Here is a 22,505-nt window from a genome sequence, read left to right on the forward strand (position 1 = left end):
CCTCCGAGATCATCGGCCCGCCGGGGATGCGGCGGTCGTGGTGGCGGCATGGGTGCGCTACGGGTTCACCAGAGCTTTTCGGCGGTCACGTAGTGCGCCAGCTGCATGAGGTCGAGCAGTTCGGCGGGCATGTCGGTGACCGGGTGGGCGTAGACGGCGGCGAGGTCGACAGGGCTGGTGCGTTGGACCGACCAGCCGTGCCGGGACAGCCAGCCGCCGGGTTCGGCGCGGGCGTCGACGTACCAGAGGTCGCCCACGTCCAGATTGCCGAAGGGGTTGCTGCCGAAGAACTTCTCCTCCGTATCGGCGAAGTGGTGCGGGTCCAGCCCGCGGCCGAAATCGTCGGTGGCCACCCTGCTGCCGGGCGCGGACAGGGCGTCGATGCGTGCGAACAACGCGTCGTGGGCCCGCCCCGGCAGGAACGGCAACAGACCCTCGGCCGACCACGCCGCCGGCCGCCCCGAATCGAATCCCGCGGCGGTGAGCGCGGCGGGCCAGTCGTCACGCAGATCGACCGGTACCACGCGCCGATCGGCCTTGGCCACAGCACCGTGCTCGGTGAGAACCCGGTCCTTGAATTCCAGCACCCGGGGCTGATCGATCTCGAAGACGACCGCGCCCGCGGGCCAATCCAGCCGATACGCCCGCGCATCCAGACCGGATGCCAGGATCACCGCCTGCCGCACGTCCTGCTGCCACGCGGCGGTGAAGAACTCATCGAAGAATCTCGTCCGCACACCCATGAACCGCCCGAACCGCTCTGCCTTGCCCACGGAAGCCGGGTCGGCCAGCATCTCGACAAAATGCGGTTCACCCGCTGCCTCGACGAACCACGCCGCGTAGTCGTCACGGATCATCGGCTCGCGATCGTTCGTCTCCAGTGCGCGAAACGCGGCGACGCCCAAGGCGGTCAGCCCCACGCTCGTCACGATGTCCCAGCTGTCCCCGTCCGTTCGCATCAAGATCACCCCATTGGTGTCAGCGATCGTCTGAGTAATCCCGGGTGGAGCCAACGCCCCGCATCCACCCCGTCGATTCTGCTCCCATACCGAACCCACGGCAACTGGCTGGCTATCGCGCCAGACGGGGACGCTGTCACCGCTGCGGTCGGCCTGTTCCGGCATTTACCCGAGGCCGGCGAAAGCGTTGCCAACCTTGTTGTCGGTCTCCAGTGCGCGGTGCAGCGCGCTCTCCACAGCCGGCGCAAGCTTGTTGAGGACGGTCAGTGAGTGATCGAACTCGTCGTCCCACTTCTTCGGGGCCCTCGACGTGACTGTGCCGCGGGCACTGCTCGGGATTGCCTACATCGGTGCCAGGGCCGGCCGGAGGGCTGTACTCGCCCAGTTGAAAGCGGCAACCGAAACCCGCCTTGAACGGTCGCGGAGCTAGTGCCCCACGCTTGGATCCAGGCCCCAAGGAATTCCATCCCGAACAAGCTTCCACTCAGCCAGAGGCTGCATAGCGATCGAGCGCAACACCTCTCGGACAGCAACGGGAACGGCCGACACATTCTGCGCGTTCGCCCAACCATCGACTCGCGCCGGAGTCCGTCGGCGACCACACGATCGACCACCGCGGCAACCTCATTCGCGGGATCAGATCCCGTTGCCGAATTTTCGAAAGTCATTGTCCTGCAATCTAACAAGTCCAGATGCGGAGCGATCCACAGAGCGAGCCTCGACGGTCGAACCCGGCACCTGCGCAATCAACTCGGCATATCAGAGCATTCGGTGGGCCGAGATGATCTCGGCCCGTTGATCTTCCGCTGCGTCGGCCGCCCGCCTCGCTCGGCAGTAGTGGACGTGCTGCCGGCCTCGGATCCATACGGCCCGTTGATCTTTGCCCGTCCGGCGATGGCCGGTCCGGTCTGCGCGGCATGCGGCATTACCACGCACTCGCGGCGACTGAAGCCAGCTCGGGAGTTCGGCATTGCGGGCCCAGCAGCCCAATCAGCAACGACCTAGACCATACGTCCATGGATAGCGTGGCCAGCTGGGCGAACTCAGTCCCGGCCATGATCGTGTGCAAGCGGATTCGGCTCTGGTTCATTCGCCACGATCCAGCGACCGGTTGACGGGACCGCGCACAGGACGAGAATCAGCAGGCTCACGATGATCGGAATGAACAAGAAGGTGAAACCTCTGTTGAAGAGCTGTGCAACGCTCACGATCAGTGCCAACCCTGATGCGAGGATCAACAGGAAACGACCCGCTTTCATGTACGCCAGCAGAAGGGATCCGCCGATGCACCAGGTCAGCCCGATGACGACGGCGACGATCCCCATGACGATCGGGTCCGTGGACCGGCCGATCTCGACTGACGATTCGCGGGCTTGATCTTCGATTGCGACGGCCATGTAGAGAACCCACATGATTCCGGCGATTCCGGTGAGCGGACCGAAGATCAGCGCGGTGATGGCCGCAGTGACGGCGGTCGCGCCGTGTGGGGCCGGCGTCGGTAACTCCGGCTGATCGTGCGGATCTTTCACACCCGTTCCCCTCGTCGTTTCGCGCGAAACTACCTCGCCGTGCCGGGAGCTGGCGATGCAGTGTTTCAGGCGTCTTGACCAGCACGACGACATGGCCGTTCGTGTCGGTCGAACCGGCGCCGTTCTCGGGATGGTGAAAGACGCTGCAGCGCGATTGCGCAGTGTCGGCAGCAGCCCACACGGAACCCGTTCATCAGCGGGTACCAACCGTGTGGTGTGCCGCCGGGGCGAGCCGAGGACCAGAGACGGCCTCGGCGAGTTGATCTTCCGCTGCCTGCGTTCGCCACTCCGACCCGCGCGGATCGCGGCATGTGCGGACGTTCGATGCTCCGGCGGTGGGAAAACCGACATCACGCGTCCAACAAATCGATGACTTCCGTTGGGCAGCGCGGGATTCCAGCTAGGGTGAAGGCTCGAGGCGAGCGTCTCGAAGATCAATCTCGGGGGGATCCATGACCAGTGATAAGAGTATTCAAGAACGCCATTTCCCGACCACCACCTGTTTCGGATGCGGACCGGCCAACCCCTCCGGCATGCACGTTCGCAGCTACCGGGCAGACGACGACACCGTGGTGGGATCATTCACCCCCGGCCCGGACCACGGCAACGGACTCGGCTTCGTCCACGGCGGGGTCATCTCCACGGTCCTGGACTGCCATTCGGGCGCGGTCGTGTTCCAGACCGCCATCGATCGCGGCTGGTTCAGCGAACACAGCATGGCGGCCCCGTTCGTCACCGCCGGGTTCGACGTCAGCTTCCTGCGCCCCACTCCGCTGGGCCCCAGCCTCGATCTTTGGGCGCAAGTCGAACAGCTGACCGAGCAGCAGGCCATCATCAATGCTGAACTGCGCTTTGACAATAAGACGAGAGTCTCGATGCACTCCATCTGGAAACGGCTCAACCCTCGCTGAGAATCATTTGCTTGGTCGCTCAGGCCAACCTCGACACGACCGAGCAGTTGGGAGCCATTCCACTGCCGAGTCTGTCGTCCACCGTCCGCGAGGCCTAGCCACAATCGTGAGGTTGGGGACGCTATCTCTCAGCCGAGCCGACTTGCTCACGCACCAATGCCGCTCGCACTCAACGCGGCATGTCATCGCGTCCGGCCGGCAGTCGTACGGCACTCTGCCCGTTGATCTTCCGCTGCGCCGCGCTGGCCGGTTCGGTCCGCGAGGGTCGCGGCAGTAGCGTGCGTTGTCGGCTGGCGCCCGCGGCCGGCTGATCTTTGCCCACCTTGCTCTGGTCGATCCCGCTGGCAACCCACGCCCACCGTCGTGGATCAGCATATTGCCCAAGAAAGTCGGGGCATACCCATCTACTGAAATCGATATGTTTCATTTCTTCCGGACGGTAGCGTTCCTCGACCCCGGCACCTCGGGGATCGAACCAGGAGGACGATGACTACGCACACTCGCCTCGGCCACCGAATTGGCTGGGCATAACAGGACTGGCTGCCACCATGGCCGTTGTCACGGGCGGCGCGCCCACCGCATCCGCCGACGTCCAGGGATTTGGGATCTACCCTGCGGGTCAAGCCTATTACGCCGGAACCGGTTACAGGATGTTTGCGACGACCGCGGACGGCGCCGGGATGCGCTGGGTGAGCTTCTATGACAACAGCCAGTGCATCGGAAGCAGTCGCACGTACGTCGTTCCGGACGCCCTCGTCGATGTACCGACCGCCCAAATGTACTGAGTCCCGTCAACGGCGGGCCGCCACGTCCTCACCGCCGATGATGGCCAGACCACGAAGACGATCACGGTGGACGTCCAGCCCACACCCACCGGCAGTACGCCGTCCAACCCGGGACCCCAGCCCTCCGGCTGTAGCGCACTGGACCGGCTGTTCAATGCGGGCAGTTCCAATCTCCTAGGGTCCTGACTCACACGGATCTCGGCGGCCGGGCGCGGGACACATTCGGCCGCCGAGGCGCCACAGCCCGGATCGGTCCGGAGCGGATCCTCGGTGATCCCACAGTCCGCGACCGAATGCTGTCTGCGAACAGCACGGACCGATCGCCTGCCGGCCAGAATCAACCGCGGTGAGTACTGCATTCCGCATGATGGTGCGTTGCAGAGGTTGAGATGGTCTCGGCGTGTCGATCTTCGGGCACACTTGCCTCCACTGACCGAAAGCGACTCGACTGCACAGCGATTCGGCGGCAAGATCGACAATTATGAGCGATATCGCGCTGGTCACCGGCGGCAACCGCGGGATCGGGCGGGAAGTCTGCAGACAGCTGGCCGATCGTGGTTTCACCGTGCTGCTGACGGCCCGGTCCGAGGACTCCGGGATCGCCGCCGCCGCAGAGGTGGGGGCGCACCCTGTGCGGCTGGACGTCACCGACAACGCGAGTGTCGGCGCGGCAGCCGAGGAAGTGGAGCGCTTGCACGGTCGGCTCGATGTGCTGATCAACAGTGCCGCAATCACTTACGACACCTGGCAGCGTGCGGCCAGCGCGGACTTGGCCGTCGTGCGCGAAGCCGCGGAAACCAACCTCTACGGACCCTGGCGCATGGTCCAGGCCTTCCTGCCTTTGCTGCGCAAGAGCTCTCACCCCCGCATCGTGAACGTCTCCAGTGAAGCCGCGTCCCTGGCCGGCATGGGTGGCGGCACCCCGGCCTACAACACCACCAAGGTGGCTCTCAACGCCCTCACCCGCATGCTGGCCGCCGAACTGCACTCCGACCGCATTCTGGTCAACTCCGTCTGCCCTGGTTGGGTGGCCACCGATATGGGCGGCCCCGGCGGTCGGCCGGTCGCTGAGGGTGCGGCCGGAATCGTCTGGGCTGCGACCCTTCCCGACTCCGGCCCCACCGGAGGCTTCTTCCGCGACGGCCGCCCCCTGCCCTGGTGACAGGGTTCCGCAACAGAGGAGTTCGTATGAAGTATCTGGTCATCGGAGGCACGGGCCGTACCGGTCGGCGGGCTGTCGACCTGCTACGCCACCTCGGTCACGAGGTGCTGGTAGGCACCCGGCGCCCCCGCGAGGAGCAGAGCGTCGCGGTAGACCTGGCGAACCCGCTCGATCCCCTTTTGCCGGCCGGGATCGACGGCATCATCGTCTCGGTCGAACCGCCGGTGGATGACGCGGCCGCCGACGCGGTGATGAGCACCGGAATCGGACGGCTCGCCGAACTCGCCGCCGCGGAGAAGATCCCCGTCGTTCTGATCTCCCAGATCTACATCACCCGCGCCGCCGAACATCCCGATATGGCGGGCATCATCCGTGCCCGCGGCGCCGGTGAACAAGCACTGCGAAACAGCGGCGCACCGTATGTCATCGTCCGCCCCAGCTGGCTCACGGACGCGTCCCCCACCGGTGCGCATCTCGAACAAGGCGACCGTGGCGACGGTCGAGTCAGCCGCGACACCGTTGCCCAGGCGGCGGTAGCTGCCCTATTGCATCCCGAATCCCACGGCAAAACCTTCGAACTCTATGACGGCCCTAATCCAGTGGACTGGCCTTCGGCCTTCACCGCCTTGACCGCCGACTGACTCCGCGCACAGCAGTTTCGGCAGTTCAGGCGCAGCGCATTCGGTGATAGCGGATGCGCTGCGCCGCAAAGGGTTTCGGTCACAGGCCGCTCCGCGCCGACCGGTTCGGTCAGCGCGGTATGCGGGCTGTACTTCGTATCCGATGCTCATGACCCGCAGCCGACAGCCGGAGCAGTCAGATCACCATTCGCTGGAGGCAACCAGCCGAACACCGGTCATGGTTCGTGCTCGTGGTGGATCAGTCGGCAATCTGGCGCATCGCCCGATCCGGCAGGATCCCGGCCTGGACGAGTTCCGTGTAGATCCGCTGCTGTTCATCGTCGAGATTCGAGTACAGCATGTCGTACGCCAGCTCTTCCTCGGCGAGCACCGCGACCGGATCCCAGTCGTCACCGAGTGCCGCGACTACGGCGCTGCGCCGTCGTGCCTCGTCCAGCGTGAGGTCGTAAGCAAAATCGTGGTCGGCCATACAGGCATCTCCAACAAGGGTCTTTCCAAAATCGAATTGCCGACGATGCCCAACGACGCCTTCTCGGGCAATGATCTGCATCACGTTCCACGCTTGGACTTCGTCACATTTGATGCCCGTGTGCGGACTGGAGCGTTCGTGGCGATCACGCCGACGCTGCCGGGTGCGACGCTGATCGGCAGGTATTTCGGCGGCTTGCGCAGTCGTCATCGACCGGGTCGCTACCGTGGCCGGTACCACGCGCACCGCGCTGTCCGGTCGCTTCCCGGGACGCGTCGCCCTGATCGCCAATGCCCTGGCCGGGCATTTCGGCGCCGATCCAGCACCCGACACCGGCAACCTGCGCGACGACATGATCGCGCTGCAACGCCTACAGGTCGAGTTCTTCCAGACCCCGGTCATCGCAGCGGGCATCGCCGGCCTGCTCGGCGATCTCAGCAGCGACCCACAGTGGAGCGCAGTGTTCCATGAGGGCTTCATGGAACCCCGCCGCGCCGTCGACCGCGGCGAGATACCGCCGGTCACCCGCCCCACCCTCGTCTCCGACATCTTGACCGGCCCGCTGCTGCACGCGATGCTCCCCGCCACCGGACCCCTCGACGACACCCTCGTCGCCGCCACCGCCGACGCAGCCCTGCACATACTCGAGGCCGGCATTCGCGACGTGTAATCCGCTACGCGGCAAAGCATTCGGTCCTCGCAGCGCCGCGTCGGGTAGGCCGCCATTTCCTCGGAACGCTCGGGCACGGTCTTCGTCCAGGCCGGCGACTGCCACCAGTGCCGTCGGCGGGCGCCGCCAACGCCGAGAGCAGGTCCGCGGCGGGCTCCTGCGCCTTCGCGCGCACCAACCCACTATTCGAACCGACTCGACGCTGCCTGCGACTGTCCGGCTGATGACGGCGTCGGCGTATCTCCTTGCCGGGCAAGCCGATACCGCGTATCCGGCGGCGGTGAAGCACTCGGCGAAGGCGGGCGGGCCCATGGCGCGGATCGCGCCGACCCCGTGCACCATGACGACCACCGGCGGCCTGGACCCGGGGCTGTGCGTGGCCCGCATGCGATGCGACAGGTCGAGACCAACCACACGACAATCGGCAAGTGGCGCGTTCGGTGACCTCGGATGGGCACGGCCAGTTGGACTTTGCCTGCCCTGCGCCGGCCGCGGCGAGTGCGGTTTGCCTCCGGTTGCCGCCGCCTAGCTGATCCCATCGGCATCGGGCTGCGCGAAGCGGGCGATGGCGCGGGCGAGTGCCTCGCCCATCGCGGGGCTGCCGGTGTGGCCGGCGTCGTCGATGACGTGCAGGCGAGCGTCCGGCCAGACTTTCGCGAGTTCCCACGCGGTTTCGAGCGGGGCGCTGAGATCGAGGCGGCCGTGGATCAGTTCGCCGGGGATCCCGGCCAGCCGCCCGGCCTCACGCAGCAGCACGCCTTCGTCGAGCCACGCCGCATGCGCGAAGTAGTGCGTGCAGATCCGGACGAAAGCGAGCATGGCGGTGTCCGGCTCGGCGCTGTACTGCCCGGGGCTGCCCAGGGATTCGTGCGCGATCACCGCGTCCTCCCAGCGACACCACTCGATGGCGGCACTGCGGCGCACCTCCGGATCCGGATGCTCCAGCAGCTGCCGGTAGCCCTCGACCAGGTCACCGTCGCCGGGCAGCGCGGCCCGGAACCGTTCCCACTCGGCGGGCAGCAGCCGTGCGACTCCCCGGTACAGCCAGTCGATCTCGCGGCGACGGGTGCTGGTGACACCGACCAGCACGATGCCGGTGACCCGCTGCGGGTACCGCTCGGCGTAGGCGAGAATGAGCGTCGAACCCCAGGACCCGCCGTAGAGCAGCCAGCGTTCGATGCCGAGGTGGGTGCGCAGCCGCTCCATATCGGCGATCAGGTGCTCGGTGGTGTTCACCGCCATGTCGGTACCCGGATCGGCGGCGCTGGGAATGCTGCGTCCACAACCGCGCTGATCGAACTGCACGATCCGGAAGACGTTCGGATCGAACGACTTCCGCGGCCACGGGCTGCTCCCACTGCCCGGACCGCCGTGCACCACCAGCGCCGGTCGGCCCGCGGGGTTGCCGCTGGCGCACCAGTACACCTGGTTTCCGTCGCCGACCTCGAGCAGACCGTCGGCGTACGGGTCGATCGGGGGAAAGGACGTCGGCACAGTCGCCGAGGTTAACGCAGACCTCCGCCTGCCTCGGATCAGCACGGCCATACCGCCACTACTTCATTCTGCTGGCTGATCCTGATCATGCTGCGCTGCAAGCGATTATGGACGGCGCACTGATCACGACCGATCTCGTATATCGTCACCCGGCACCTGAAATAGGATGAACAGTCCACCTCCTTTCGTTCATGCGTTGTCAGTGCACATGGAAGGGTCGGACTGTTGCCGCACCAACGAGATCTGCGAATGACGGGTACCGCTTGATGTACACAACAGAAGCCTGCATCGAAGACACGAGCAACATCTTGGTCGCGCATGCGGATTGCATGACAACGACTTGATCAGGGACTTCTTCGGCGGCGCGAGAACCACGAAACGGACTTCGCCTACCCCCCGCTGAGTTACACCCTCAGCGAGAGCGACCTGATGCCACCCGTCTGACCTCGAGTGCTTCTGATGATGCGGCCTGACTGGTGCGGCAGGGTGTGCGCGAGCACCGGGGCTGGGCGTGGATCGGTGCGGACGTCATCGTGCTCGGGCTCTACGGGTTCGTTGCCACCCTGCAACCCGATGCCGAGTTCGGTCGCATCCTCGCCGCCTACGGTGGGGTCTTTGTCGCCGGGTCATGCTGTGGGCCATGGTCCTTGATGGTTTCCTCCCCGACCGGTGAGACGTGACCGGCGCACTCATCCGCCCCGTCGGTGTCGCGGTGATCGTGTACGCGCCCCGGCCTCATTGAGCAATCCATCCTGGAATCGGCGGTTCCGGACGTTCCACGCGGACGCCAACGGCCCGAGATGACCTCGGGCCGTTGATCTTCGGGCTGTCGCAAATCTGGCCGATGCAGGGATGCCGACAGCGTCATCGATTACGAAAATCCAGCTGCGACTTCGGATACGCCGCTACTTGACCGAGTTGGCCAACTGATCGGCATAAGGGGCGGTGAACTTTCCGACAATGGGAAGCGCCGCGCGGACACCGCCGGTGTTGTTCGCCTGGACCATGGCCATGATCCAGATGACGACCGCGAAGACCGCGACTGCGAGTCCAGCGAGGCTGAAGATGATCCCCAGGACCCCGAGGAGCGAGCCGACGATGCTCAGAACAATATTGACCACCGAGACCGCCCCGAAGAAGACGATCGATTGCGCGGCATGGAATTTCACATCAGGATCGTTCTTTCCCACAAATAGGAAGATGATTCCGGTGAGCCACCCCAGCGCGTAGGACAGGATCGCGCTGGTCTTTTTGTCCAAGCCGGCGGACTGCGGTTGGTTCGCGGGAGGTTGAGAAGATGTCATGGGGTAAGTAGACACCGTGCGCGCCACCTACCGATCCCAACTTTCGGCACGAACCCACAGGTCGCGGGCCAGCCGGCGACCGGGATCCCGCACATGGTTCTCGCGACCAGATGACTGCCAACGAGCTCGAAATGCCTGGGCGAGGGCTCATTACACAATCGAGCACCGAAAGGCCGCAGGGTAGCCGAGTTGGTCTCCGAGCGCGGACCGCCCCAGCGGCCGGCAAGCGCGTTCGCTGCCGAATCTCGCTCGACAGGATCAAGATTCTCCGGGCGGTCCGTCGTAGGACTGGCGGCCGGTGCGCTCGATGAGCAGGTGCGACAGCTGGGCGGCCTGGCGGGATGGGCTGGTCATTGCAGCGGCTCCGGCTGGTCATCGGGAAGGCTCGGGGCGTCGACGTCGGCGGCGCAGCGGCGGAGGGCGTGGACGAGGGCTCGAGTCGACGCCGTGGTGGGGCCGGGCAGGCGAACCACACTGACGCGGCGTCGTTCCTCTGGGAGGTCGTCGATGCTGATGAGGCGGACGCCGGGCGGCATCGCGGACAGCAACGTCGCGGGAACGGTGGTGATGCCTGCTCCGGCTGCGACCAGGTGCAGTTTGGTCAACCAGTCTCGGGCGGCGTGATGGACGCGGGGTCGTCCGGGCAAGCCCGGCCAGACGCCCAGCAGAGGCTCGTCGATGCCGGCTGAGCTGGCAATCCACGTCTCGCCGACCAAATGCTGAGCGGTGACGCTGGCGTGGTCGGCGAACCGGCCGCTCGCCGGCACCGCCAGGACCAGACGCTCGTCCAGCAACGGTTCTACCCGCAGGGAGGGATCGTCGGTGTCGGGTGAACGGTGTGGTGGCCGCGAGGAAAGCACGGCGAGGTCGAGGGTGCCGGCGCGCAGTGCGCGCACCAGCGATGGGGTCGTGCCCTCCCGGGTGGTGACCTGGATGTGGGGGCGTTGCCGACGCAGAGTTGCCAGGGCGCGAGCTACGAGCACCGGTCCCGCGGCCGGGAAGAAGCCGAGCCGTACCGTACCGGTGTCGTCCTCGGCACCGCGCAGCTCCCGATCGGCCGCATCCAACGCGTCCAGCGCTGTCACGGCGTGTCGGAGCAAAGCGCGGCCCGCCGAGGTCAGCCGCACACCGCCGGGGTAGCGGTCGAACAGCCGAACGCCGGTGGCCTGCTCCATCGCCGCCACCTGCCGGGAGACGGCCGACTGCGTGTATCCCAGTGTCTGGGCAGCGGCCGTGAAGGTGCCCCGTTCGGCCACCTCACGCAGTACTCGCAGCCCAATCACCGTGACGTCCATGAGCGATCAGCATATCCAGTATGCGAAGCATTCGCTTTCAGAATGGGGGTGTGGTTCCTAGCGTGAAAGGCGTGAACGAGCAATCCACCACCGGAGCCTCCGGACTGGGCGGGCGGTTGCCCCTCCTTGTTCCCACTGCCCTCGATCGGGCGCAGCGCGATATCTACACCAGGCTGCAAACCACGCGCCTGCGCAGCGCGGAAGGGGCCGGCTACCTGGCCGTGCTGCCCGACGGGCGGCTGATCGGCCCGTTCAACGCCATGCTGCGCAACCCGCGCATCGCTCAGCCCCTGCTGGAGTGGGCCCAGGCGATCACCCGAGCCGACATCGCGGCCGATGTCCGTGAGGTGGTCATCCTCACCGTGGCCGCCCAGTGGCGGGCCGAGTACGCGCTCTACGCCCACACCACGGGCGCCAGGTGTGCCGGCGTGCCCGAGGCCGCGATCGCAGCCCTGCGGCACGGTGACACACCCGGGGTCTGCGCGCCGAGGCCGACGTCGCCCACCGCCTGGCCGCCGCCCTGGTCCGCGACCACCAAGTTCCAGAGGACCTCTATGCCGACGCGGTGGCCGCGTTCGGCACGGATGGGCTCGTCGCCCTGGTCAACCTCGTCGGCCAGTACCTCAACACCAGCGCGCTGCTGGCCTGCTTCCAGGTCCCCGCCCCCACCCAGCCCACCGCCTGACACGCCACACAACGCACCAGAAAGGGAACGACAATGCCACTGATCAACATCTACCTGCGCCAGGGCACTACACCCGAGTACCGCCGCAAGGTCTCCGCCGCCCTCCACAAGGCCATGGTCGACGTCTTGAAGATCCCCCAGGACGACCAGTTTCATGTCTTCCTAGAGGTCACGCCAGACAACTTCCACATGCAGCCGGTGGTGTTCGGCCTGCCGCGCAGCGAGCGCACCATGTTCATCCAGCTGTCCTTCAACCAGCGCACAGCCGAGCAGAAGAACGAACTGTTCCAGGAGATTGTCAGCAACCTACGGCTCTTCGCCGACGTCCCGGAAGAAGACATCATGATGGTGGTCTTCGAGACAGCCCGCGAGAACTGGTGGGCCGCCGGCCGCGTCGTCAATCCCGAAACCGGCTACGACGTGCGCATGACCGACGTCCCCGCCGAAAACGCTGCCACGCAATGACCCGCACTACTGTCCGGCCCCCGAGATCGCGGGCACTCCTTACCTCGACCTTTCGCGAACTCTTCAGCGCCCTGTTGTGAATCACACGAAATGCGTTGCAGTACAACGCATCATGTGCTGATAGAGACTCTTCACGACGCTGGACCCCTTCAGCGGGCACGAGGGGGCTCAGCTTCCGCGCGTGGCGGAGGTTTCCCTGGCCTTGCGATCGAGATCGCCGAAAGAGCACGTTCGGCAAAAGCGTCGGGCAGCCCGCCCAGAACGCACGAAACTCGGCTGAGCGCCGGCCCGAAGCGGCCAGCGCGGGAAGTCGCCAGCGGAAACGGCTGCGGATCGGTGGCAGGCGCTACTGTTCCCGAGTGCTCGCGAGTGTCAACTGTTTTCGGTGGTGGTCGTAGTGCTGCCCTGGATACCGGTAGAGCTCAGCAAGGCTCATGTAGTCCTGAAAGTACGGATCCCACCGATTCGGATACCGCATACCGCGGGCGAAATCCTCGTCGGTCTGCCTGGACAGGGACCGCTGCAACGAGGCGATCACGCGGTCCATCTTCGCGCCCATCCTGCGCCGGTTGTACACACGGGTCGCCAGGCGGGAACCGTAAAAGTTGATCACGTCGAACGGCTTGGTCACCGCGTTGAGAAACCGCGAGTTCGCGCGGCTGGCGCCAGCGGGCAGCCGGCCGAACAGGCGCAACAGGACAAGGAGTTTCTGAACGATCATGTAGCCGAACACCATGTGGAACAACAGCTCTTCGTTGGTCCAGCGAGTTCCGTTCGTCGGTGCACTCCACTCGCCGGCGTCCGTAGTGTCCAGCAGGTGGTGAAAGTCGGCTCGGGCCCGCTCCAGGTCCGCCGCCAAGTCGTCTCGATCGACTGCCGGTTGTGCCACCACTCCACCTCGATCCGAGCGTTGCGACACGCTCATAAGACGATGGTGGCGCTCGGACACCCAAAGTCAAGATGCGTCCCGCACTCGGCATGATCGTGCGCTGTCGGCGGTTGGTCAGCCGCCCGGGATGCCCGCGGCCCGTTGATCTTCCGAGGTGCCGCGCCGGCCGGTTCGGTCAGCGCGACATGCGGCATACAGCGCGCACGTATGACGGCGCGGCAGCAAGTGAGTCCCCTCCATGCCGCGTTGCCGAATTTGCCTATAAGGACTCGAGAGCGGCGGCGCTTCGCGCCGCTGCCACGCTACGCCGCACCCCGCCGCGCTCCCGCGCTCCCGCGCTGCGGGAGCGTCGGCGCGGCGGCGGCACACGCTCCGCCGCGAAACCCGTTGAAGGACAACAAACGATGCCTGACAGTAACGAACCCGCAGTGCGCTACTTCGCATTGATCGATGACGAGAGAGGCTACCCCGATAGCTCGCGCGCGCGTCGGATTACCGGGCTTGTGCGCCGGACCGCCACGCGACCAGTGCCGACCGACGAAGCGCTCGGCAGGGACTTCAAGTGGGGTCCTACCGAGTATCTCCGACGCTACAAGCCCGGAACGGACGAGCCTCACGAGGAGATCTCCGCTGAGTCGGCCGAGCGATTGATAGAGAGTTGGCGCGCCACAACGGCGAGCCGCGAGGCCGAGCGGGCCGAACGCGCATGCCCGGAGTCGAACCCACCCATCGACGATGCACAAACCTGATCGGATCGGGGCGCGGACAAACCGGCCGGGCATGGGAGCCGTTCCCGACTCAGCTGGCCCGAGTCCCGTCGACCGATCGGCCGGCACCCACCTCACCACGGAACTCCACGCCGTACCCGGTCCATGTCCCAGTTCTCGCAGTGGCAAGAGCCGCCCGATCAGCGGCATGTGCGGATGTTATCGGCTAGAGGCGTATCGCCGTACGGACGAGGTCGGCGATGGCTTTGGATCTGCTGTGTGGTGGCCAGGCGATGACGGTCGTGACGGCCGGTGCGTCCGAAACCGGCACGATGGCGTGATCGTCGCGTAGTTGGGCTCGGAGCGACTCGGGCATGACTGCACAGGTCCGGCCGAGCGCGATCAGCTGAATCAACTGGGTGTGGTCGCGAACCTGCGGGCCGGGGCCGTCCGGATAACCTCCATCCGGTCGAGGCCAGCGCGGCAGGGGCAGGTCCGTCAGGGCGTTGACCTCGGCCATCGACATGTGGGGCCGGTTGGCGAGGGGGTGCCCGGCGGGCAGGACCACGACCTGCTGTTCGGTGTGCAGGTCCTCGGTGTCGAATCCGGCCGTCATGTCGTAGGGCCTCAGGAGCAGAGCAACGTCGGCACGCCCGTTGCGTAGCAGGGTTTCCGGTTCGCCTGGCCCGCACAGCACCACCTCGACTGCGACAGCGCCTGGTTCGGCGGCGTAGGCGTCCAGCAGCTTCGACAACAGTTCCCTGGACGCTCCGGCCTTGGTGGCCAGCACCACGCCGGGGTTGTCGGCAGCGGCGCGGCGGGTGCGGCGGTCGGCGGCTTCGACCGCTTCGAGGGCGAGGCGGGCCTCCCGCAGCAGCACCGACCCGGCCTTGGTCAACGTGATCGTGCGGGAATTGCGTTGCAGCAGAACGACTCCGAGCCGCCGTTCCAGCTGCTGGATCGCCCGCGACAGCGGTGGTTGCGCCATCGAGAGCCGTTGTGCCGCCCGCCCGAAGTGCAACTCCTCGGCGACGGCGACGAAGTATCGCAACTCCCGTGTCTCCACCGTGTCATCGTATCCGGCGCTCACCACGACCAATACCCGTGCGGTATCGCCGCCCACCCGACCGGTCTTGGACGCCCCACCCGAGTCCGCAACATGATCGACGGCATGAGTGAACCGACGATCGCGCTGGTGACCGGCGCGAACAAAGGAATCGGATACGAGATCGCCGCGGGCCTGGGCGCGCTCGGCTGGCGAATCGGGGTGGGCGCGCGGGATCGAGAACGCCGCGAGAGTGCGGTGGCGAAGCTGCGCGCGGCCGGGACCGATGCGTTCGGCGTGCCGCTCGACGTGACCGACGACGCGAGTGTGGCAGCGGCGGCCGAGTTGATCGCCGACCATGCCGGAGGGCTCGATGTTCTGGTCAACAACGCCGCGATCACCGGTGGTTCGCCGCAGACACCCACCACGGTCGATCCCGCGACGGTGCGAGCTGTCGTGGAAACCAACGTGATCGGCGTCATCCGGGTCACCAACGCGATGCTGCCGCTGCTGCGCGCCTCGGCCTCACCGCGAATCGTCAACATGTCCAGCAGCGTCGGCTCGCTCGCCCTGCACACCACGCCCGGCATCGACATGGGCCCGGTTCCCACTGCGTACTTGGCCTCGAAGACCTTCCTCAACGCCCTCACCATCCAATACGGCAAGGAACTGAGCGGCACCAACATCCTGATCAATTCCGGCTGCCCCGGTTTCACCGCCACCGATCTCAACGGCTTCCAAGGCGTCCGCACACCACAGCAGGGGGCGGCGATCGCGATTCACCTCGCGACCCTGCCCGACGACGGACCGACCGGCGGATTCTTCGACGACGCCGGAACAGTGCCCTGGTGACGGGCACACCGGTGCGAACCATTCCCGTTCTCGAAGTCAGCCGCGCATGGCGCTCCAGAGGAGAAGCAAGACAATGACAAAGGCAGTCAGGTACGACGAATTCGGTGGAATCGACGTCCTGCGGATCGAGGAGGTCGACCGTCCCGTGCCCGGGGAAGGGCAGGTCCTCGTGCAGGTGAGAGCAGCAGGCATCAACCCCGGTGAGGCGGCATTACGCACCGGCGCGATGACGGACATCTTTCCCTCCGTCTTTCCCTCCGGGCAGGGCAGCGATCTCGCCGGAGTCGTCGTCGAGATCGGTGCCGGAGCCGGCCGATTCGCGCCCGGTGACGAGGTGATCGGATTCTCCGAGCGGCGAAGCGCCCAGGCCGAGCTGGTCCTCGTCGACGTCGACAACCTCACCCCCAAACCGAAGAACGTCCCATGGGAGGTGGCGGGCGGCCTATACATTGCCGGCGTGACCGCATGGGGGGCAGTGCATTCCGTACAGCTCGAGCAGGGCGAGAGCGTCGTCGTCTCCGGAGCCGCCGGAGGAGTCGGCTCACTCGCCGTTCAGCTCGCACGTCGTGCCGGAGCCACGGTCATCGGTCTGGCGAGCGAGCGCAACCACGAGTGGCTGCAAAGCCACGGCGTAATCCCCGTCGCATACGGTGACGGCGTCATGGACCGGATCAAGGCCGCCGCACCGGGCGGCATCCATGCCTTCATCGACACCTACGGCGACGGGTACGTCGAACTGGCCCTCGCTCTCGGCGTCGCAATCGAGCGGATCGACACCATCATCGATTTCCCAGCAGCCGCAAAGTATGGGGTCAAAACCGAACCCGGGCCCAACGGCAGGCCGGGCGCCGAGGTCCTCGCCGAACTGGCCGGCCTGATCGCCGACGGACACCTCGAAGTCCCGATCGCCAACGTCTACCCGCTGACCCAGGTTCGTCAGGCCTACACCGAACTCGAACGCAGACACACCCACGGCAAAATCGTGCTGAGGCCCTAGCCGGCGCCACACAGTGCGGCGCGCTCTCAGGGGACTGCTCGACCGCGGGGGCTGATTCCCGTCAGCACGGTTGTCTGCCACCCCACGACCACGACACCGCTCTGTACGCGACTCGCCGATCCAACCGCCGCCGGCACCGCCTCGAGGGTCTGGGGCCAACGAGTCCATCGACTGCCCGGACCAGCCACCGCAATTCAGATAGCGCAGGGCCTCCTCGGCGACACCGGCGAACCCCAGGGAGTGAGCGCGACCACCCCCCAAGGGTGTCCCGGGGGCCCTGTTCCCGATTCATGGGTGGCTGGAGGCGCTGCTAGAGTCTCGGTCCGCGGATCTTCCCGACACAGCGTCGGGAAAAAGCTCTCCGCAGAGAGATGAAGGCACCGACAATGAATGACTTCCCCGGAGTCGACGGCTTCCTCGGCACGAGGGCGTCGTGGGCGATGGACACCATGGTGCTTGTGATGGCGGTCGTGGTCGCCGTCTTGGCGTGGAGCGTCTATCAGGCCAAAGTGAATCGAAAGTTTAAGCTGCACAAGGGAATTCAGATCCTGCTCGCGGTCGGACTACTCGCCGCGGTGGTCCTGTTCGAAATGGATGTGCGCTTCAACGGGTGGCAGGATCGTGCCGCCGGCGTCGTCGGCGGCACGGCATCCACCACGGTCTGGACCGCGCTCGTCATCCACCTGACCTTCGCCGTGTTCTCGGTGGTGCTCTGGCCCGTGGTGATCATCCGGGCGGCGCGCAACTTCGATTCACCCCCGCGTCCGGGTGCGCACAGCACCTGGCACCGCCGGTGGGCGCCGATCGCGGCGATCGGCATGACCCTCACGGCGGTGACCAGCTGGGTGTTCTACGGGTTGGCGTTCGTCGCCTGAACCGGCGACCGTGGCACTCGAGTCCTCGAGTGAAGGCTCGGAGAAAGCGCTGTCCCCCACTCGGTATGACGTGGTTGCGCCCATACGTCGGGCGCGGGATCGCCTATGCGAGTAGAGGATTTCGAGTGCTGATCGTTGGAGGGCTCCGCGTGGCCCGGTTGAACATGGTATTGGCCAGCACGGCTCCAGCGACCGCGCCGCCAACGTGGGCCGCCGTGTAGGCCACAGTCCAGACTCCGGTCAGGTCTGCGCTGCCGCGTCGTCCCGGCGAGTCAATCAGTCAGGGAAACAGCGGGGTGAAGTGCGCGCCGGAGACCGGCCCGAACAGCCAGATCAGGATGGCCAGGCCGAAGACTGTGGCGTTGGAGTTCCCAAGCAGCTGCAGCTGATTTCCGGCCCCGCACACCGGCTCTTCGGAAAGCCACAACCCGGACTCACCATCACGCAGACCAGCCCTGCCCTCCAAACCACGCCTTGACACGAGAGGGGAGCCACTGCCATGCGCTGCCAGCGGTCGGTCGGTTGCCTGAGAACTCCCGCCTGTTGATTTTCCGAGGTGCCGCGCTGGCCGGATCGGTCAGCACGGTATGCGCCATGTGCAGACGTTGTCCGTGTTCAGGTGCTGCGAGAGGTCGGTCGGGGTAGACGTCCGTGGCGCCCCGAGAGCTACCGCCTGCATTCGCCATGAGCGCGCACTCGAGTTCAACGGGCGCTGGATACCCGTGCGAAGCTGACACCGGATCTGGTCGTGGTCGGCCCGTCACCAGCCGACATGCAACCGGCTCAGCTGTGTCATGCGCTGAGGGCGCGCAGGGGTGCACTCGCTAACGATGTCCGGTGGGGCTTTCCCGCGCGGTGAGTGTGTGCATCTCGTCGGCTGTCTCGCCGATGAACCGGGACAGTTCACGGTCGCCGTCCTGGCGGGTCCATCGCCCGAAGGCGGTGTGCAGCACCGCTATTCCGGCCTGACCGGCCAGCTCCGCCGCGGTGTCGGCCACGCCTCGGTCCCGCAGTGCGCCCGCGATGGCCGCGGCCATGGTGGCGCTCTTGATCAATTCCCGTTCCCGCAGTTCGGGATTGGCATCAACGACGACCTGCCGTTGCAGCACCAGCGGCCGTCTCGGTTCGAAGACCTCGGCCGCGATCTCCTCGAGCGCGTACACCACCGCAGCCCAGGGCGTGGCATCGGCGGGAGCGGCGCCGACCTTGGAGATAAGCAGGTCTCGCAGTAGCTGCGAGCCGCCGAACAGCACCTCGCGCTTATCGGCGAAGTGGCGGAAGAAGGTGCGCTCGGTCAGTCCGGCGCGGGCGGCAATCTCGGTGACCGTGGTGCTGTCGAACCCGTGCTCACGAAACAGCTCCAGGGCCGCCGCCTCCAGGCGGCCGCGCGCATTGGGTTCCCACCGGCTCACGACTCGATGTTACACGAGGTGATGACAGGCGCTGACATGAAGGGTAACGTGATGTCAGGAGCTGACATCATCGGCTCATCTTCCCTTCTACCTGGAGTGATTCCCATGCGTGTATTCGTCACCGGTGCGTCCGGCCATCTCGGATCCGCCGTCGTCCCCGCGCTGCGAGCCGCCGGTCACCAGATCGTCGGTCTCGCCCGTTCCGACGCTGCCGCCGCTGCGCTGCAAGCCCGCGGTGTCGAGGTCGTCCGCGGCAGCCTGACCGATCTCGAGCTTCTGGCCGCGGCCGCCGCGGCCGCCGACGGCGTGGTGCACCTGGCCTACGACCATGAGGCCATGGTCTCCGGCGATATCACGGGCGCGGCGGCGACGGATTTGCGCGTCGCAGAGGCCATCGGGGACGCGCTGGCCGGCAGCGGCAAGCCATTCACGGCTGCCTCCGGGACGCTGCTGCTGGCCTCTCTGGGACTGAACAGGCCCGGGTTGGAAACCGATGTGGCAGCAGAGAGTTCGCCGCGTGTGGCGACCGAGAACCTGATCATCGGACTGGCCGGGCGGGGCGTCCGGTCGTCGATGGTGCGGCTGCCGCCGATCGTGCACAGTCACCTCGACCACCACGGCTTCGCCCATGTCCTCATCGGCATCGCTCGCCGCACGGGCGTGGCCGGGTATCTTGGCGACGGCGCGAACCGCTGGCCTGCCTGCCATACCCTGGACGCGGCCGAATTGTTCCGTCTGGCCGTCGAATCCGCACCCGCGGGCACTCGCCTGCATGCTGTCGGCGACGAAGGCATCCCGTTCCGGGAGATCGCCGAGACTATCGGCCGCCGCCTCGGGCTCCCCGCTGCCCCTATCGAGCCGGACCAGGCCGCTGAGCACTTCGGCTTCCTGAGTTTCATCGCAGGCGCGGACAATCCGACCGACAACTCTCTTACCCGGGAGGCTATGAGCTGGAAACCCACCCATCCCGGTCTCCTCGAAGATCTGGAGGAGGGCCACTACTTCGACGTGGCCTGAATGTTCGAGGGCTATTCGGCGATTAACACGTTTCGACGCTTCCTACGGTCCACTCCGAAGACGTGAGATTTGCGTGGTGAGCCTACGCAACCGGCAGTTCTGCAAACCACACTGAAATCGGCCATCTCAGTGCGTTCCGCGGGCCGAGATGACCTCGGCCCGTTGATCTTCGGCTGCATCGTGTCGACGACTGCGAACCGCCCGCACGCGGCAGGAGAGTGCGCTGCCACGCGGACATGAACAGCCAACCCACCTGTTCTAAACGTTCACTACAGCTGAGGAATTGGCGCGAAATTGCCTTTCTACAGCGGATTATGCGGGATTTGACCAGTCGCGCGGCATTCGGCAATAGCGTGCACTGCTGGCGGCTGTATGGCGCTCTGCCCGTTGATCTTCCGATGCCCCGCGCTGGCCGTTTCGGTCAGCGCGGTATGCGGCAGAACAGTGCGTTCGGTTAGATACGTTTGCTCGATCCGATGATCTAATGCGCTATGGATACGGGCGGTTCTGGCAGCGCCAGATCCATGAAGAGGAAGGCGAATTGGCCTACCGTGCGGTCTATTCAGCGTATCGCCTGGCTGTGAGTGGGGACGAACAGACTGGATCCAGTGCGCGGAGCAGGCGTCGCTCCGATGGTGTCTTCGGGATTCACGCCGGTCGCGAATCCATCACCCTTGTCAACGACTCGGAACGGGAAGTCTCGCGCAGTTCATCGCTCGCCGTTATTGCAGCAACGACTTTCCGGCCATGGACAAGTGGCAGCGGTAGCAAGACGATGCTTGGGTAGACCGCCATCACTTCTGGGGGTATCGATGAACCCGAGGACTGGCACTCGCCGTGGAGACCCTGGAAAGACCTCGAATGGTGGTTGAGAGACAAGTGGATCGAGCTCGGATGGTGGTGGGCGCCGGTCACCAGTGGACGCCGTTCGAAGTAGTTGCGGTCATCGGCAATATGGTGCGTTTGCAGACCGGTTCCGTGGCCGGTTCGAACCGCGCGGGTCGCGACATAGCGTGCGTCAGGCATTTCAGCGAGTCTCCACGTGGAAGACGAGAAGCTCGTCCAAGCTCCAGTCGTGCAGTGTCGAACCCACGACTCTTGCCCGGCCCGAGCTGTGACGCCTGAGCCCACGCCATGGGGGTACTGAGAGGGGCGAAGTTACCTTCGGCCCTGGGCCGGGCCGCGGGGCTGTGCCGATGATGGATCTATGACGATGGGATCCGGTGTCGGCCCGATGTTGATCGAGTCCGCGGTGCCGACCTTCGACGCCGGCCTCGTAGAGCATCTGGTGGTGCGTGCTGATCCGCATGCAACCTATGAGGCTGCACGGGGTCTGGATTTCCTGAGCGTGCGTACACCGCTGGTGACGGTTGCGATGTGGATTCGGGGCCTGCCCGCCCGCTGGACCGGCCGGGCTATCGCCACGCCGCCGCGGCTGGTGTTGGGTGAGGGGGTCGGGCTGCCGGGCTGGCTGCTGCTAGGGGAGATACCAGGACGTGAGATCGCGTTCGGTGCGGTCGGCAAGTTCTGGCAGCCGAATATCGAATGGCGCGACATACCGAAGGCGGACTTCGCCGGCTTCGCCGAGCCGGGATGGGGCAAGATCGCGGCGAACTTCACCGTTGTCCGCTATGGCGAGCATGCCAGCCTGGTCAGTTACGAGGTTCGCACCGTCACCACCGATCCGCTGTCGCGGCAGCGGTTTCTGCGGTACTGGTGGTTGATCCGCCCGTTCGTCGCGCACATCATGCGGGCTACTTTGCGCACCATCGCTGCGGATGCGAAAGCGCGGGGATGAAGGGACACCGACCGGCAGTCGTTGCGAACCAGCCGATTCCGATTACACGCTGACAGTTGGCACCGGGCCGGATCCCACGAGCGGAGTCGGCGGACCTGACGGGGCACCGGATGCGCGCGACCAGTTGATCTTCCGCCGCGTCGCGCTGGCCGGTTCTGTCAGCGCGGCATGCGCCATGTGAGTGAGTTCGGCCGACTGATCCAAGCAACGTGGGAAACCTGGTGTTTCGGTACCGCTGGTAGCGTCAACCAGGATTTGCGCCGACGGGCAGGGACGATGGCCAGCGAACCTGTGACCACACTGTATGACTTCCAATTGTCGATGCTTCGCCCGATGTGCCGGAGCGCCCCGGCGCAGGCTGGGGAACTGCTCGATCGGATCGGTGCGACGCACGCCGACACCGCGATCGCTGAGGCACGGTGGTGGTTCGGTGACGCGACGAACAACTTCACGACGATCGCCGAACACATAACTGTCTGGGGCGCACCGGATTCGGAACACGTCGAACGCTGCGGCGACATGGAGGTTCGATCGGCTCGGTGGG

Annotated in this window: 23 protein-coding genes and 1 pseudogene; 14 read left to right on the plus strand and 10 right to left on the minus strand. The window is 65.9% G+C overall.

From position 1 onward, the window contains the following. Positions 1 to 65: 65 nt before the first annotated feature. Both ON33_RS16005 and ON33_RS16010 read right to left on the minus strand, forming a co-directional pair. The gene (locus ON33_RS16005) at positions 66 to 959 is read right to left on the minus strand and encodes a class I SAM-dependent methyltransferase (RefSeq protein WP_040859905.1); all 894 of its coding nucleotides are present in this window, start codon (positions 957 to 959) and stop codon (positions 66 to 68) included. A 1,043-nt stretch (positions 960 to 2,002) separates the two neighbouring features. Next, a complete protein-coding gene (locus ON33_RS16010) occupies positions 2,003 to 2,488 on the minus strand; it encodes a hypothetical protein (protein WP_040859634.1) in 486 nt (161 codons plus the stop codon). A 452-nt stretch (positions 2,489 to 2,940) separates the two neighbouring features. Between ON33_RS16010 and ON33_RS16015 the strand changes: the two genes are divergently transcribed. The 4 genes from ON33_RS16015 to ON33_RS38255 all read left to right on the plus strand — a co-directional run bounded on the left by ON33_RS16015 (position 2,941) and on the right by ON33_RS38255 (position 5,987). Beyond that, positions 2,941 to 3,399: a PaaI family thioesterase gene (locus ON33_RS16015; protein WP_040859636.1), complete on the plus strand. Its 459-nt coding sequence runs from the start codon at positions 2,941 to 2,943 to the stop codon at positions 3,397 to 3,399. 548 nt (positions 3,400 to 3,947) lie between these two features. Continuing rightward, positions 3,948 to 4,184, plus strand: coding sequence for a hypothetical protein (locus ON33_RS16020; RefSeq protein WP_040859638.1), 237 nt, complete (start codon positions 3,948 to 3,950; stop codon positions 4,182 to 4,184). A gap of 481 nt (positions 4,185 to 4,665) precedes the next feature. Next, a complete protein-coding gene (locus tag ON33_RS16025) occupies positions 4,666 to 5,346 on the plus strand; it encodes an SDR family oxidoreductase (RefSeq protein ID WP_040859640.1) in 681 nt (226 codons plus the stop codon). Between the two features lie 26 nt (positions 5,347 to 5,372). Next, positions 5,373 to 5,987 carry an SDR family oxidoreductase gene (locus ON33_RS38255; protein WP_051152290.1) on the plus strand — a complete coding sequence of 205 codons (615 nt, stop codon included), beginning with the start codon at positions 5,373 to 5,375 and terminating at the stop codon, positions 5,985 to 5,987. 238 nt (positions 5,988 to 6,225) lie between these two features. On the opposite strand, the gene ON33_RS44270 is transcribed toward ON33_RS38255, so the two are convergent. After that, the gene (locus tag ON33_RS44270; RefSeq protein ID WP_040859643.1) at positions 6,226 to 6,456 is read right to left on the minus strand and encodes a DUF6400 family protein; all 231 of its coding nucleotides are present in this window, start codon (positions 6,454 to 6,456) and stop codon (positions 6,226 to 6,228) included. Positions 6,457 to 6,682: 226 nt separating this feature from the next. On the opposite strand from ON33_RS44270, the gene ON33_RS16040 reads away from it, so the two are divergent. Beyond that, a complete protein-coding gene (locus ON33_RS16040) occupies positions 6,683 to 7,126 on the plus strand; it encodes a TetR-like C-terminal domain-containing protein (protein ID WP_245550549.1) in 444 nt (147 codons plus the stop codon). Between the two features lie 525 nt (positions 7,127 to 7,651). Here ON33_RS16040 and pip read toward each other — a convergent pair. Then, a complete protein-coding gene (pip, locus tag ON33_RS16045; RefSeq protein WP_040859645.1) occupies positions 7,652 to 8,620 on the minus strand; it encodes a prolyl aminopeptidase in 969 nt (322 codons plus the stop codon). Positions 8,621 to 9,093: 473 nt separating this feature from the next. On the opposite strand from pip, the pseudogene ON33_RS16050 reads away from it, so the two are divergent. After that, positions 9,094 to 9,362, plus strand: a pseudogene (locus ON33_RS16050) (YnfA family protein); the annotation flags it as partial. 163 nt (positions 9,363 to 9,525) lie between these two features. On the opposite strand, the gene ON33_RS16055 reads toward ON33_RS16050, so the two are convergent. Beyond that, entirely contained in the window at positions 9,526 to 9,951 is a 426-nt protein-coding gene (locus ON33_RS16055; protein ID WP_245550550.1) for a DUF4870 domain-containing protein, read from the minus strand. 323 nt (positions 9,952 to 10,274) lie between these two features. After that, the gene (locus tag ON33_RS16060) at positions 10,275 to 11,219 is read right to left on the minus strand and encodes a LysR family transcriptional regulator (RefSeq protein WP_051152296.1); all 945 of its coding nucleotides are present in this window, start codon (positions 11,217 to 11,219) and stop codon (positions 10,275 to 10,277) included. A gap of 71 nt (positions 11,220 to 11,290) precedes the next feature. Between ON33_RS16060 and ON33_RS16065 the strand changes: the two genes are divergently transcribed. Then, positions 11,291 to 11,947 (plus strand): carboxymuconolactone decarboxylase family protein, encoded by a 657-nt coding sequence (locus ON33_RS16065; RefSeq protein ID WP_218001440.1) that lies wholly within the window; start codon positions 11,291 to 11,293, stop codon positions 11,945 to 11,947. Further along, positions 11,938 to 12,369 (plus strand): tautomerase family protein, encoded by a 432-nt coding sequence (locus tag ON33_RS16070; RefSeq protein WP_040859649.1) that lies wholly within the window; start codon positions 11,938 to 11,940, stop codon positions 12,367 to 12,369. The genes ON33_RS16065 and ON33_RS16070 overlap by 10 nt, the downstream gene beginning before the upstream one ends. Before the next feature lie 346 nt (positions 12,370 to 12,715). On the opposite strand, the gene ON33_RS16075 is transcribed toward ON33_RS16070, so the two are convergent. Further along, positions 12,716 to 13,294 (minus strand): DinB family protein, encoded by a 579-nt coding sequence (locus tag ON33_RS16075; protein WP_051152298.1) that lies wholly within the window; start codon positions 13,292 to 13,294, stop codon positions 12,716 to 12,718. 368 nt (positions 13,295 to 13,662) lie between these two features. On the opposite strand from ON33_RS16075, the gene ON33_RS38260 reads away from it, so the two are divergent. Next, positions 13,663 to 14,007, plus strand: coding sequence for a hypothetical protein (locus ON33_RS38260; RefSeq protein ID WP_157184559.1), 345 nt, complete (start codon positions 13,663 to 13,665; stop codon positions 14,005 to 14,007). A 184-nt stretch (positions 14,008 to 14,191) separates the two neighbouring features. Here ON33_RS38260 and ON33_RS16085 read toward each other — a convergent pair whose 3' ends face one another. Then, positions 14,192 to 15,031: a LysR family transcriptional regulator gene (locus tag ON33_RS16085; RefSeq protein WP_040859910.1), complete on the minus strand. Its 840-nt coding sequence runs from the start codon at positions 15,029 to 15,031 to the stop codon at positions 14,192 to 14,194. Between the two features lie 105 nt (positions 15,032 to 15,136). Here ON33_RS16085 and ON33_RS16090 point away from each other — a divergent pair, with 105 nt between their 5' ends. The 3 genes from ON33_RS16090 to ON33_RS16100 all read left to right on the plus strand — a co-directional run bounded on the left by ON33_RS16090 (position 15,137) and on the right by ON33_RS16100 (position 17,734). Continuing rightward, on the plus strand, positions 15,137 to 15,862 hold the full coding sequence (locus tag ON33_RS16090) for an SDR family oxidoreductase (protein WP_040859911.1): 726 nt from the start codon (positions 15,137 to 15,139) through the stop codon (positions 15,860 to 15,862). Positions 15,863 to 15,935: 73 nt separating this feature from the next. Beyond that, positions 15,936 to 16,859, plus strand: a complete 924-nt coding sequence (locus ON33_RS16095) for an NADP-dependent oxidoreductase (protein ID WP_040859651.1) — start codon at positions 15,936 to 15,938, stop codon at positions 16,857 to 16,859. Between the two features lie 386 nt (positions 16,860 to 17,245). After that, positions 17,246 to 17,734 (plus strand): DUF420 domain-containing protein, encoded by a 489-nt coding sequence (locus tag ON33_RS16100; RefSeq protein WP_040859653.1) that lies wholly within the window; start codon positions 17,246 to 17,248, stop codon positions 17,732 to 17,734. A 280-nt stretch (positions 17,735 to 18,014) separates the two neighbouring features. Here ON33_RS16100 and ON33_RS41280 read toward each other — a convergent pair whose 3' ends face one another. Both ON33_RS41280 and ON33_RS16105 read right to left on the minus strand, forming a co-directional pair. Continuing rightward, positions 18,015 to 18,161: a hypothetical protein gene (locus ON33_RS41280; protein ID WP_157184560.1), complete on the minus strand. Its 147-nt coding sequence runs from the start codon at positions 18,159 to 18,161 to the stop codon at positions 18,015 to 18,017. 397 nt (positions 18,162 to 18,558) lie between these two features. Then, a complete protein-coding gene (locus ON33_RS16105; RefSeq protein WP_040859655.1) occupies positions 18,559 to 19,146 on the minus strand; it encodes a TetR family transcriptional regulator in 588 nt (195 codons plus the stop codon). Between the two features lie 105 nt (positions 19,147 to 19,251). On the opposite strand from ON33_RS16105, the gene ON33_RS16110 reads away from it, so the two are divergent. Then, the gene (locus tag ON33_RS16110; RefSeq protein ID WP_040859656.1) at positions 19,252 to 20,163 is read left to right on the plus strand and encodes an SDR family oxidoreductase; all 912 of its coding nucleotides are present in this window, start codon (positions 19,252 to 19,254) and stop codon (positions 20,161 to 20,163) included. 1,207 nt (positions 20,164 to 21,370) lie between these two features. Beyond that, positions 21,371 to 21,961, plus strand: a complete 591-nt coding sequence (locus ON33_RS16115) for a hypothetical protein (RefSeq protein WP_157184561.1) — start codon at positions 21,371 to 21,373, stop codon at positions 21,959 to 21,961. Positions 21,962 to 22,505: the final 544 nt, after the last annotated feature.

Source organism: Nocardia niigatensis NBRC 100131, from assembly GCF_000308655.1.
Classification (GTDB): domain Bacteria; phylum Actinomycetota; class Actinomycetes; order Mycobacteriales; family Mycobacteriaceae; genus Nocardia; species Nocardia niigatensis.